The organism is Micromonospora matsumotoense, assembly GCF_050951065.1.
Lineage (GTDB): Bacteria > Actinomycetota > Actinomycetes > Mycobacteriales > Micromonosporaceae > Micromonospora > Micromonospora matsumotoensis.
Genome location: NZ_CP192025.1, coordinates 4,358,580 through 4,370,955, shown reverse-complemented (window position 1 = coordinate 4,370,955; position 12,376 = coordinate 4,358,580). Strand labels below are relative to the sequence as shown.

Genomic DNA, 12,376 nt, shown 5'->3' with positions numbered 1-12,376 from the left:
GCGTGGTGCGGGTGCGGTGCCGGGCGTGGCGGGTCACTGGATCGCCCGACGGCTGAAGCAGCGGACACTGACCCAGGTCAGCACGACGGCCACCCCGGTCAGCACGGTCAGGCACACCCACCCCGGCAGGTGCGGCACGCCGGGCAGCAACGCCCCGCGCACCCCCTCCGAGACGTACGTCATCGGGTTGAGCGCGGTGACCACCTGGTACCAGGGCACCGACGACAGCCGGGGCCACGGATAGTGGATGCACCCGGTCCAGATGATCGGGGTGAGGATCACCGAGAAGGTGACGTTGATCCGCTGCACCGGCAGGGTGGTGGCCAGGCTCATCCCGATCGCCCCGCCGATCCACGCGCCGAGCAGCGCCACCACGAACGCCAGCGGTAGCCCCGCCGGTCGCCACGGCGCGGAGCCGACCATCAGCGCCCCGAGTGGGTAGATCAGCACGGCCGCGAGCAACCCCCGGATGGTGGCGATCACCAGTTTGCCGATCGCGACGTACCCGGTCGGCAGCGGCGCCATCAGCCGGTCCTCGATCTCCATGGTGAAGCCGAACTCCTTCACCAGCGGCAGGGCCACGCTCTGCAACGCGGTGGTGAGGGCGGCCAGCGCGATGATGCCGGGCAGGAACACGTCGGCGAAGCCGCGCCCGACGAGGCCCTGGCTGCCCAGGACGGTGTTGAAGACGAAGAGCATGAACAGCGGCGTCAGCCCGACCTGCACCAGGATGACCCAGAGTTCCCGGCCGGTGACCATCAGGTCGCGGCGCAGCACCGCGGCGAACACCCGCCCGGTCCCGGGGCGGGAGCGCGGCGCGATGGTCGGGCGCAGCGGGGTCGGGGTGTCGAGAGCGGTCACCTCGGTTGCCTTCCGGTGAGTTCGATGAAGACGTCCTCCAGGCTGGGTTCGCCGATGTCGACCGCATTGATCGCCGCCGACCGGGCGGCGAGCACGGTCACCGCCGGGCCGAGCAGGGTGGCGGCCTCGCCGGCCAGGTGCAGCCGGATGCGCAGCCGGCCCCGGCCGCCGTTGCCCGCCGCGCCGCCGCCGCGCCCGAGCAGGCCCGCGCCGGCCAGGGCGGCCAGTCGGCCGGCGCCGGGACGGCCACCACCGGCCCCGGCGGCGAGCGCGGCCAGCATGCCGGCGCCACCCGCGCCGACCCCGGCCAGCCCGGCACCGCCGCCACCCGGTCGCCACCCGGCCGGCCCGGTCGGCGTCGCCAACCGTTCCGCCTTGCGGACGCCGGTCAGCTCGCCGAGGGCGGCGCAGATCGCGTCCGGGTCGTCGCCACCGGCCGGGGTGACCGTGAGGTCGAGCAGCGCGTCCCCGGCCAGGCCCCGGACCAGGTTGGTCGGGGTGTCGAGGGTGAGCAGCCGGCCGTGGTCGACGATGCCGACCCGGTCGACCACCCGGGCCGCCTCGTTCATCGCGTGCGTGGTCAGCACGATCGCCACCCCGCGGGCCCGCAGCTCGCGCAGCTGCCCCCAGATCAGCAGGCGGGTCTGCGGGTCGAGGGCGTTGGTCGGCTCGTCGAGGAAGAGCACCGTCGGCTCGTGGGTCAGCGCACGGGCGATCATCAACCGCTGCGCCATCCCGCCCGAGTACGCCTCGATCCGCCGGTCCGCCCGCTCGGTGAGGCCGAACCGCTCCAGCAACTCCGCGGCGCGGGCCTGCGCCTCCCGTCGCCGTACCCCGTGGTAGGTGGCGTGGTAGACCAGGTTCTGCCGGGGGGTCAGGGCCCGGTCCAGGTTGTTGTGCTGCGGCACCACGGCCAACTGGGCGCGGGCGGCGGCCGGGTCCCGGCCCACGTCGACCCCGCCGACCGTCACCCGGCCGCCGGTGGCTCGCAACCGGGTGGTCAGGATGCCGACCGTGGTGGACTTGCCGGCCCCGTTCGGCCCGAACAGCCCGAAGATCTCGCCCGGCGTGACGGTGAACGACAGCCCGTCCACCGCGTTGGTGTCGGCACGGGGATAGCGCTTGACGAGATCGTGGACCTCGACCACTGCCGGCCCGTCTCTGCTGGGCATCTCAACTCCTGTTCTGGGGGTGCGGGTGCCGGCGGGGCCGGCGGTGGTGCCGTCAGCCGCCGGAGGGCTGGGGGTGCGCGGCGAAGAACCGCCAGATGGTGTCGGTGGCGTTCAGCGCGGTGGAGGGGGGATCGAGGTCGAGCAGCTTCTCCGCCCGGGGCGGGTTGGGCCGGCCGCCGGGCCACTGGTGTCCCGCGTCGGCGACGGTGATCAGCTCGACGGCGCGGCCCTGGGCGCAGCTGGCCGTCGACCGGGTGACCGGCCCGTCGGTGGTCACCTTCGGTGCGCCACAGGAGTCGACGGACCGCCACCGGGCGGACAGCTCGGGGGCGGGCGGGCCGTCGATCTTCACCGGGTTGCGGCCGGTGCCGCCGTTGTCCCGGCGACCGGGGCCACCGCCGTACGGCATGGTCTGGTCCTGCCGGCCGTGGATGTGCAGCACCGAGACCGGCTTCGGGTCGGCGCACTGCCCGGTCAGGGTGCTCGCCACCGCGCCGATCGCGGCGAACGTCGTGGTGTCGCAGACCAGCTTGTACGCCAGCAGCCCACCGTTGGAGATCCCGGTGACGTACCGGCGGGCCGGGTCGACCGGCAGCTCCCGACCGACGGTGGCGACCAGTTCGGTGATGAAGCCGACGTCGTCGACACCCTCCCGGGCGGGTGCGCCGCAGCACTGTGGACCGACGGCCCAGGCCCGGTTCAGCCCGTCCGGGAACAGCACCAGGAAACCGTCCCGGTCGGCCTGGGCCGTCCAGCCGTACGCCTGCTCGGCCTGCTCGCCGGTGCCGGCCGCGCCGTGCAGCATCACCACCAGCGGGAGCGGCTTCGCGAGGTCGGCCGAGGCGGGCCGGTACAACCGGTAGCCGCGCTCGCGTCCGTCCACGGTGATGGTGTGCGTGGAGCTGCCGACGGGGACGCCCGGTGCCGGCCGTGCGTCGCCGGAGGACGGGGCGTCGGCCGACGGGCCGGTGGGGGAGCCGGTGTCCTCCCGACCGAGGCTGCATCCGGCGGGGGCGGTCAGGGCGACGAGCAGGGTGAGCGTCCCCACGAGCCGGCCGGTCGAGCGGCCCGGTCGACGGAAGCGCGGCCCGACTTCAGGGCGAAAAACGGTAAAAGGCATCATATCAATACTTTCGCCCGGGAATGTTCGAGCAACGTCAGGGACGCGCCAGGATTCGGCAAGAGGCAGGGAGGGGTCGCCGGCCCGGCGACGGTGCGGTCACCGGGCCGACGCCCCGGTTTCTCAGTAGCCCCGGAGCCGGAGCAGTTCCCAACCACCCTCGGGAACGTCGTCGGTCGGGTCCGCCCGCAGGTTCATCGGGTTCGCCATCCCCAGGTAGAGGGTGGGACCGTCGGCGACCATGTTGCGGATGCCGTAGTTCAGGTAGTTGCCCAGCCCGGTCTTGTCGACCGTCGTCGCCGGTTTCGTCGGCGACGGGAAGGCGTACAGGTCACCGCCGTAGACCGCCTCCGGCAGGGCGCTGGCCCGCATCCCGGCCGCCGCCATCGGCGCCTCGGCCAGCTCGTCCGCCAGCTGCGGCAGGCCCAGCTCGGTGGCGGTCTCCTTGCCCAGTTCCTTGGCCAGGTAGCTCCAGTCCATCGTGCCGACGTACAACTTCCCGCCGGCCACCACCATCTTCCAGGTGTAGTTGTTGTACGGGTTGCCGAAACCGGCCGGCCCGAACTTCGGCGTCTGGTGCGTCGACTGCAACGCCCAGGCACCGACCCCACCGTTGGCCGCCGGGTCGAACGCGGGCAGCTCGGTCGCGCCGTACAGCAGCTCGACCTTCTCGAAGTGGGAGCCGAAGTTACGGCCCCGGTAGATGCTGATCGACCGCTGGGTGTTCTGGATGGTGGCCTGGGCCGCCGCATCGTCCGCCGGCGGGTAGGTCGTCATGTGCACAGTGGTCGCCTTCATCGGCACGTGCATCGTGCCCCAGTAGAGGAAACCGCCGTAGGAGGCCAGGCCGCCCAGGGCGTACGCGCGGGCCACCACCGGGTCCGGCTCGTACGCCGACGCGGTCCACACCTGCTGCCAGCCGTCGGCGTCCTCCGGGTTGAGGCCCGGGGTGCCCGACGCCAGCAGCGGGCTCATCCAGACCGCGGCGATGCTCGGCGGCGGGGCGGCGGCACCGGCCGTCGCAGCGGCGGCACCGGCCGTCGGCCCGGCCAACTCGGCGTCCGAGCCCGGCCAGGTGGTGACGAAGAGCCGTCCCTGGTGGACGGTGAGGTCGGCGGCCTGCGCCGGCAGGTTCGCCACCACCGTGAACGCGAACGGGTCGGACTTGCTGCCCGCCCAGCGCAGCACGTGGCCGCGTTCACCCCCGTTGGCCCCGACACCCACCCCGGCGTACAGCGCGTCACCGGCCACCGTGAAGTGCCGGATGTTGCCGTACATGGGGAAGTTGCGCGAGCCGAGGAACGCGCCGGTGTCGGTGTCGAACGCGAACAGGTTGACGCTGGTGCCCAGCGCCGGACCACCCAGCAGGGCCACCCCGCCGAAGCTCCCGGCCGCCCGGATGCCGGCCGTGGTCTGCAACCGGTTGGCGTCGTCGGTGGAGGCCGCCTTGATCAGGTCGGTCTTCTCGGTCAGCTTGTTGGCGCGGGTGTCGTAGGTGTAGAGGCGCGGCTGACGGTGGTCGCCGAGGATGGGGGGCAACTGCGGGTTGCGCTTGGCGACCTGGCTCTCGCCGTACTCGCAGACCCAGTCGTCGTTGACCGTCGGTGTGGTGTTGCGCAGGGCCCGTCCGCTGGTCAGACAGTTGACGTTCGCTCCGGTGCCGAACCACAGCATCTTGCCGACCCGGGTCATGCCCCACAGGTACGCCTGGTTGACCTTGGTCTTGCCGGTGGCGCACGGCGGACCGGCCGGGTACGGCAACCCGATCCCGGCGAAGCACTCGTCCGGCTGGGCCTTGGCGAGCAGCTGCGGGCTGCTCTGCTGTGCGCTGGCCGTGCTGGCCGCGCTGCCGGTGTCGGCGGCGTCGAGTGGCGCACCGAGCGCCGCCGAGGGTACCGCCAACACCGACCCGAGCCCGAGTACGGCGACGGCGGTCGACAACCGCCGTGCGGAGAACCGGAGTGGATTCACCAACTGTCTCTCTTTCGAAGGAAGGGGAAGACCCGCCCCCGGGCCCGGCGGACCGGGCCCGGGGTGGGCAGGGACAAACAGGGGACCGCTCAGACGGGGGCGGGCAGCTTCCGAGTCGCCGGGGCCACGACCCGCGACGCCATCCGCTCGGCCCACCCGGCCGGGTCGGGGAAGTCCAGGAACCGGCCGAGACCGGTCAGCTCGGCCACCGGGTCGGCGACCAGGTCCTCGTACGACATCCGCAGCAGGTGCGCCGGGGGGACGTCCCGCAGCGCCTGGTCGGCCTGGCTGCTCATGAAGGCGCACAACCCGAGGTAGCGGCGCAGGTCCTCGCCACGCTCGCGCAGCGCGTCGGCGGTCAACCGGTCCGGCAGGAACCGCTGGAGGTCCTCCGGCACCGCCTGGTCCGCGCCGACCCGGAACGGGTCCAGGCCGCACCGGCCGAGGAACTCCACCCGCAACTGGATGAGCTGGAACGACGAGTGCCGGCTCATCGACCGGGCGGTGTCCTCCCAACTGCGGGTCAGGTAGACGACCTTGCAGTCCGGGAACCCCCGCAGCAGGTACGGCGCCACGTGGCTGGAGCCGCCGGAGCGTTCCACCCACCGGGTCTTGCCGGTGAGCACGGCGAGCAGGTCCAGGAAGTCGTGGTGGTGCTGGGCCACCGACTGGGTGCGGAACTGCGGCACCCGCTCGGCGAGCTGGTCGAACAGCGCGTCCGGGTCGGCGGTGAGCTTCGACAGGGTGATCGCCAGGATGCGGGGCAGCTCGACCAGCCGGTCGGCCCACCGGCCCGTCGACGGGTAGCGGACCTCCTTCGGCGGCAGCCCGATCCGGAACAGCGTGGACAGCTCCGCCTTGGGGCTGGCCAGCACCGCCCAGTACTCGTCGCCGGTGAGCACCTCGGCGCTGCGTGCCCACGGCGCCACCGACATGAAGAACTCCTGGGCCGACAGGGTGTCCGGCTCCTCGTGGATCAGGTCGGACAGCAGCGTGGAGCCGCACCGACCGTTGCTGATGATGATCGACCGGCCGGTGATCGGGGTGTCCATCGGAAGTCCTCCTGCGTGTCGCGTCGTCATGCGGTGGTGGGTTGGGCCACGTCGAGCGAGCAGTCCTCGGCGAGCCAGGCGAAGACCAGCCGGCGGACCTCCTCCGGCCGGTCGATCAGCACCGTGTGCTTCTGGTCGGGCAGCACCACGACCCGGGTCTGCGGCAGCAGCCCACGGACCGTCGGGGCCAGCTCCACCACCGCCGAGTCGCCGCCGTAGAGACAGAGCACCGGGCAGCCGATCGCGGCCAGCGCCCCGGCCGTCGGCAGCGGGCTCGCCGGCAACTCCTGCGCCAGGCTGGTGTCGGTGAGCATCCGCTGCGTCTCGGCGGCCCGTTGGGCGGCGACCCGGCCCCGCCGGGCCCCGATCTCGGTGACCGCCCCGGCCCGGGGCAGCCGGGCGGCGACCCGGGCGAGCCGCTCGCGGACCCGGCGCATCCACTCCGGGACCGGCGGCCCGGACTCCACGGTCACGATGCCGGCGACCCGGTCCGGGTGCCGGGCGGCGTAACCGAAGGCGATGGTCCCGCCGAACGAGTTGCCCAGCAGCAGCAGCGGACCGGTGACGTCCAGGCTGTCCAGCAGCGCCGCCAGGTCGTCGACGAAGTCGTCCAGGGCGTACCCGGTGGCGGGGCGTTCGCTGCGCCCGTGGCCGCGCAGGTCGTACAGGACGGTCGGGAAACCGGCCCGGGACAGCGGCTCGGCCAGGGTGAAGTACCAGCTCGCCATGGTGTCCGAGGCCATCCCGTGGATCAGGACGGCGGTCGGCGTCGGCCCGGTCCGGCCGTCGACGGCCGGACCGGGGGGATCGAGCCGCTGCGTGTGCAGGGTGATCCCGTTCGCCCGGACCATGGTCACCGGCTGCCCGCCCCGACCTCGTCGGCCTGCCCCAACGAATCGGCGATGTGCCCGACGAGCTGTCCGACCTTCAACTCCCGGACGGTCTCCAGGTCCAGCTTGGCGACGAAGTGGGCGAAGTTCACCGTGTCGCCGTAACGGGACTGGAGCCGACCGGCGAGCGCGACGACGTCGATGCTCTCCATCCCCAGGTCGGCCGAGAACGTGGTGTCCATCGTGACCACCTGGTCGTCGGCGAAGTCGCCCAGTACGGCGTCGATCATCTCGGTGAGCTCGGCGAGGATGGTGTCCTGGGCCGGGGGCATGATCGTTGCTCCTTCTGCTGATCGGATGGGAAGGGCGGTGCTGCGCACCGGGTGCCGGTTCACGGCCGGGACACCCCGGGCGGGGTCGCGGGTGCCGGCTCCGGCCCCCAGGTCCAGGCGACGACGTAGCGGCGTGGCGGCAGATCCTCGGGGTTGGCCACGTCCCGGTGACCGACCCGGTACGCCCGCCCGCCGATCTGGACGGTCATCCCGACGTCGGTGGCCGAGTAGACCCGGAACCGGCGCGGTGAGCCGTCCAGCCCGGTGCCCTCGGCCTTGGCGACCGCCTCCTTGGCCGCCCAGAACCGGGTGAACCACAGCCGCCGGGCCTCGGCGTCCGTGCCGGCCAGGGAGGTCAGCAGGGTCAGCTCGGCCGGGGTGAGGGCGAAGGTGAAGGTGCTCTCCGGATGGTCGGTGACCTCCGCGACGTCGATGCCGACGCCGGGTCCGCCGGGCACCGCGTCGGGTGCCCGTCGGCGGGCGATCGCCACCCCGATCTCCGCGCAGTGCGCCAGCGAGACGTCGCAGTCGCCGAGGCCCCGGCCGGGCCGTCCGCGCACCCACGGCCGACCGTCCGGGTCGTTGCCGACGGTCAGCTCGATCGGGTAGATGTCGGTGTGGCCGTCCTCCCAGAGCCGGGCCCGCACCGCGTCCTTGGCCGCGATCCGGCCCAGCATCCACTGCTTGCGGTTCTTCGCCGGGTGCCGCTCGTACTCCGCGTAGGCGGCGCCGCCGAGGATGCCCCGGGCCGCCATCCCCCGGGTGACCAGGTCGGTCCAGCAGTCGAAGGCCATCGTCCAGCCCTCGGGCTGCAACAGCGACATCGGGTGCCGCTCGGGGAACCGTTCCGCCACCCGGGCCTGCGGGTGGCTGTCGAACCGCCGGTCCACCGCCCCCTCGATCTCCGACCACACCCGACCCTGGTAACTGAGCTGGGTGTCGGCGACGAGCTTGCCGTCGTCGATGACGCGGACCCGGGCGACGCACTCGAACGCCCGGCCGGCCGGTGGGGGCGGCCCGTAGAACCGCACCTGGCCGAGCCCGACCGGCAACGCGACCGTCCGGAACGGCTGGGTGGTGATCAGCCAGTTGCCGATGAGCTGGAGGGCGTTGTCCAGCAGCGCCCCGGGCGGCACCGGGGCGGTGACGATGCCCCGCACGTGCATGTCGCCGAGCGCGTGCACCTCGGTCACGCCCTGGAACTGCGGGCCGTGGAACATCAGCCGCTCCGCGTACATCTCGGCGGCGCCGAGGGTGGGCGGCCGTTCGGTGGCCGGGTCGTGGGTCCAGACCGGCGGCGGTGCCGGATACGCCGTGCCGACCTCGATGGTCGCCCGGGCGTACCCGGCGAAGGCGACCGCGTACCGGTTCGGGCCGGCCGCGCGGACCACGATCTCCACGTCGGTGGCCGGCTCGGCGATCAGCCACCTGTTGAACTTGGCGTCGTGCACCGCCACCACCGGGACGCCGGGCACCAACTGCTCCACGGCCTCCATCATGTGGGCGACCAGGGCGGTCGCCGGCACCACCGGCCACCGGTCCTCCGGGTCCGGCCAGTCGTCGGGCTGCACGAAGAAGCAGTGGTCCAGCAGGTAGGGCATGGTCTCCAGAGAGATCCGCCGGGTGATCCGACCGATCTCCGCGCCGACCGCGGCGACGGTCGCCGGGGCGGCCGGCGTCGCCGGCAGGCTCGCCGTCGGCGCGGTGGGCGTCCTCCCCGTCGGTGCGGCGGGTGCGGGGGACGGCGCGGGTGCCGCGGGCCGGGGCGGCGTCGCGGTGCCGTTGCCACCGGTGGCCGTCTGCCGGCTCATGGTGTCCCGGGTGTTCTCCCGCAGCAGGGCGGCGAACTCGGCTGCGGCGCTGGACCCGCCGGAGAGCCGGTGCAACGCGTCCAGCGCGGCGGCCGGCGCACCGGCCGGCGTGGCGACGGCGGGCTGTGCCGTGCCGCCCGGCCCGCCGGGCTGTCCGGCCACCCGCGCGGCCGGGGCCGGCGCGGTAGCGGGTCGGGCAGCTGCGGCGGGCACGGCGGTCGGCCGGGCGGCGGGCGTCGGTACGACCGGTCGGGTGACCGGGGGCGGTACGGCGGCCGGCGTCGACGCGCCGCCCTGGCCGGCGGCGGGGCGACCGGCTCCGACGACGGCCGGCCGGGCCGCGCCGTTTCCGTTGCCCGGCGTGGACAGCGGCCCGTCCGGCGAGGCGGTCACCCCGAGCAGGCCGGCGGCGTCCGCGCCGAGGCGGACCAGCGGCCCGCCGAGGTCGAGCTTGATCCGGGGACCGCGTCGGCCGGTGCCCACCCCGGGCTTCGTGGGGCCGTCGGTGCCGGCCGCCGCCGGGGTACGACTGGCGGTCGTGGCCGCCGTCGTCGCCCGGTCCACCCTGTTCAGGGCACCCAGATCCGGGGTGCCACCCTCCACCCACAGCGCGGTGGCGACCCGGCGCAGCTGGTTCAACCCGCTGCGGTGCGCGGTGTTCACCGGCATCGCCAGGTGGTCGCGTCCGCGCAGGTTGTCACCGATCAGCGAGGCGAGCTGCCCCGCGCCGACCTGGAGGAACACCCGGAACCCGGCGGCGTACATCGCCTCGACGGTCTGCCGGAACCAGACCGGCTCCATCATGTGTCGGACGAAGATCCGGTTGACGTCCTCCTCGTCGGCGGGGAACGGCGCGTGCAGGGTCGCCGACCAGACCGGCATCCGGGTCGGGTGCACCTCCCAGCGGCCCAGGGCGGCACCGATCGAGGTGAGCCCGTCGGCGAAGGCGGGGGTGTGGAACGCCGAGCGGAACGGCAGCTTCTGGCACAGGATGTTGCGGGTACGCAGCGCCTCGACGAGCCGGTCGACCTGCGGCTCCGGGCCGTTGACCACCGACTGCGCCGGGGCGTTGTCGTGCGACAGGACCACCCCGGGAAAGTCGCCGAGCAGCGGGGTGACCCGGTCCGCGCCGGCCCCGACGGCGGCGAAGACGTACCCGGAGACCTCCACCGAGTCGGCGTTGAACAGGTCGAGGAACTCGTCCATCGCGGCGGTGCTGACCTGGCCGCTGACCGCGGCGGCGGTCCACTCGCCGATGCTGTGCCCGGCGACCGCGTCGGGTCGTACTCTGATCCGGGCGAGGGCGTCGTCGAGCAGCTTGCCCACCTCGATCAGGCCGGCGCCGTGCCGGCCCAGGTCGGCGGCGGACCACTCGCGGTCCGGCAGGCCGAAGTGGGCGGCCAGGTCGGCGGTGCGCGGGGCGAACTCCGCCTCCAGGCCGGGGAAGACGAAGGCGAGCTTGCCCGCCCCCGCGCCGAGCAGCGGGCGGGGGCTGAACCAGATGTCCCGCCCGCCCCGCCAGGCCTGCCCCCGGGCCACCGTCTTGCGGGCCACCGCGAGCAGCTTGTCCGTCGGGTTGACGATGCCCAGCCGGGCCGACCCCGGGGTGTCACCGCCGGAGCGGGCGGCCAGCTCGACGCCGAGCCGGCGTACCTCGTGGTCGTCGCGGGCCAGCAGCTCGGCGAGCCCGGCCGGGTCCGGCGCGGCCAGCCAGAGCACCTGGTCCGGCTCGTCGACCACGGCGCGGCCGGCGGCCGGGGCGGTCAGCGCCACCACCGGCTCACCCACCGACACGGGTGCCTGCTCGATGATCAGGTGGGCGTTGATCCCACCGAACCCGAACGCGTTGACCCCGGCCCGGCGCGGCCCGTCGCTCTCCCACGGCCGGGCGGTGTCGATCGGCGCGAACCGGGTCGCCGCCATCTCCTTGCGCGGCGTCTCGCAGTGCAGGGTGGGCGGGAGCACCCCCCGGTGCACCGCGAGCGCCGCCTTGATCAGGCCGGCCACCCCGGCGGCCGGCATGGTGTGCCCGATCATCGACTTCACCGAGCCGATCACCGGGCGGGGACCACCGGTGTACGGGCCGAACACCTGCGCCACCGTGGTCAGCTCGGCGGCGTCCCCGGTCGGGGTGCCGGTGCCGTGCGCCTCCAGCAGCCCCAGCGCGTCCGGGGCGGTCGGGTCGAGCCCGGCGGACTCCCAGGCCCGCTTGATGGCCAGCACCTGACCGGAGACCGCCGGGTTGAACATGCTCGCCGACTTGCCGTCGCTGGACACCCCGCTGCCCCGGATCACCGCGTAGACCCGGTCGCCGTCGCGCACCGCGTCGGCGTACCGCTTGAGCACCACCACGCCGGTGCCCTCGCCGATCAGCAGCCCGTCGGCGGCGGCGTCGAACGGCCGGATCTCACCCTGCCGCGACAACGCCCGGAGCTGGTTGAACACCGACCAGAAGCTGATGTCGTGCACGTGGTGCACGCCACCGGCGAGCACCGCGTCCAGCCGGCCGTTGTTGAGTTCGGTGATGCCCTGGTCCACCGCGATCAGCGAGGAGGCACAGGCCGCGTCGATGGTGTACGCCGGGCCACGCAGGTCGAGCCGGTTGGCCACCCGGGAGGCGGCCAGGTTGGGCACCAGGCCGATCGTCCCCTCCGGCTGGTACGGCCCGAGCCGCTCGTCGAACTTCTTGCGCAGCAGCTCCAGCCGGGCCGGGTCGACGTCGGGGATCAGCTCCCGCAGGATGCTGACGACCTGGCTGGACATCCGCACCCGCTGGGCGTAGCGGGCCTGGGCGGGGCTGAGGATGCCGCCCCGGCCGAGGATCACGCCGATCCGGTCGCGGGCCGGGAGCCGGTCGCCGCCGCCCGCGTCGTCGATCGCCGCGGCGGCCACCTCCAGTGTGATCAACTGGTCCGGCTCGATGTCGCCGACGGAGGCCGGCATCACCCCGAAACGCAGCGGCTCGAAGGTGGCGTACTCGTCGACGAATCCGCCGCGCCGGCAGTACATCCGGTCGGCCCGGTGGGACTGCTCCGGGTCGTAGAACTCCTCGTCCCAGCGGTGCGCGGGGACGTCGGTGATCGCGTCGACCCCGCTGATCAGGTTGCGCCAGTAGCTTTCCAGGTCACCGGCGGAGGGCATCAGGGCGGCCATCCCGACGATCGCGATCTGGCCGGGCGCAGCGGCGCCGTTGTTCATCGGTTCCTCCGGCTTGCGGGGCGGGCGGG

General features: G+C 73.7%; 8 protein-coding genes. All 8 read right to left on the bottom strand.

Annotated elements, in window-relative coordinates:
- Window positions 1–33: 33 nt before the first annotated feature.
- Entirely contained in the window at window positions 34–861 is an 828-nt protein-coding gene (locus ACQP1S_RS19090) for an ABC transporter permease (RefSeq protein ID WP_245722434.1), read from the bottom strand.
- Window positions 858–2,033 (bottom strand): ABC transporter ATP-binding protein, encoded by a 1,176-nt coding sequence (locus ACQP1S_RS19085; protein ID WP_432897207.1) that lies wholly within the window; start codon window positions 2,031–2,033, stop codon window positions 858–860. Before ACQP1S_RS19085 ends, ACQP1S_RS19090 begins: the two co-directional genes overlap by 4 nt.
- Before the next feature lie 52 nt (window positions 2,034–2,085).
- The gene (locus ACQP1S_RS19080; protein ID WP_432897204.1) at window positions 2,086–3,081 is read right to left on the bottom strand and encodes an extracellular catalytic domain type 1 short-chain-length polyhydroxyalkanoate depolymerase; all 996 of its coding nucleotides are present in this window, start codon (window positions 3,079–3,081) and stop codon (window positions 2,086–2,088) included.
- Window positions 3,082–3,276: 195 nt separating this feature from the next.
- Window positions 3,277–5,124 carry a hypothetical protein gene (locus ACQP1S_RS19075; protein ID WP_432908138.1) on the bottom strand — a complete coding sequence of 616 codons (1,848 nt, stop codon included), beginning with the start codon at window positions 5,122–5,124 and terminating at the stop codon, window positions 3,277–3,279.
- An 89-nt stretch (window positions 5,125–5,213) separates the two neighbouring features.
- Window positions 5,214–6,176 carry a sulfotransferase domain-containing protein gene (locus ACQP1S_RS19070; RefSeq protein ID WP_432897201.1) on the bottom strand — a complete coding sequence of 321 codons (963 nt, stop codon included), beginning with the start codon at window positions 6,174–6,176 and terminating at the stop codon, window positions 5,214–5,216.
- Window positions 6,177–6,202: 26 nt separating this feature from the next.
- Window positions 6,203–7,027, bottom strand: a complete 825-nt coding sequence (locus ACQP1S_RS19065) for an alpha/beta fold hydrolase (protein ID WP_357898602.1) — start codon at window positions 7,025–7,027, stop codon at window positions 6,203–6,205.
- 2 nt (window positions 7,028–7,029) lie between these two features.
- Window positions 7,030–7,338, bottom strand: a complete 309-nt coding sequence (locus ACQP1S_RS19060; protein ID WP_091243523.1) for an acyl carrier protein — start codon at window positions 7,336–7,338, stop codon at window positions 7,030–7,032.
- Between the two features lie 59 nt (window positions 7,339–7,397).
- On the bottom strand, window positions 7,398–12,347 hold the full coding sequence (locus ACQP1S_RS19055) for a beta-ketoacyl synthase N-terminal-like domain-containing protein (RefSeq protein WP_432897198.1): 4,950 nt from the start codon (window positions 12,345–12,347) through the stop codon (window positions 7,398–7,400).
- Between the last annotated feature and the right edge of the window lie 29 nt (window positions 12,348–12,376).

Excerpts from the sequence above, each read along its gene's own strand:
- ACQP1S_RS19085 (WP_432897207.1), bottom strand. The coding sequence starts at position 2,033 with ATGCCCAGCAGAGACGGGCCGGCAGTGGTCGAGGTCCACGATCTCGTC.
- ACQP1S_RS19070 (WP_432897201.1), bottom strand. The coding sequence starts at position 6,176 with ATGGACACCCCGATCACCGGCCGGTCGATCATCATCAGCAACGGTCGG.
- ACQP1S_RS19065 (WP_357898602.1), bottom strand. The coding sequence starts at position 7,027 with ATGGTCCGGGCGAACGGGATCACCCTGCACACGCAGCGGCTCGATCCC.
- ACQP1S_RS19060 (WP_091243523.1), bottom strand. The coding sequence starts at position 7,338 with ATGCCCCCGGCCCAGGACACCATCCTCGCCGAGCTCACCGAGATGATC.
- ACQP1S_RS19055 (WP_432897198.1), bottom strand. The coding sequence starts at position 12,347 with ATGAACAACGGCGCCGCTGCGCCCGGCCAGATCGCGATCGTCGGGATG.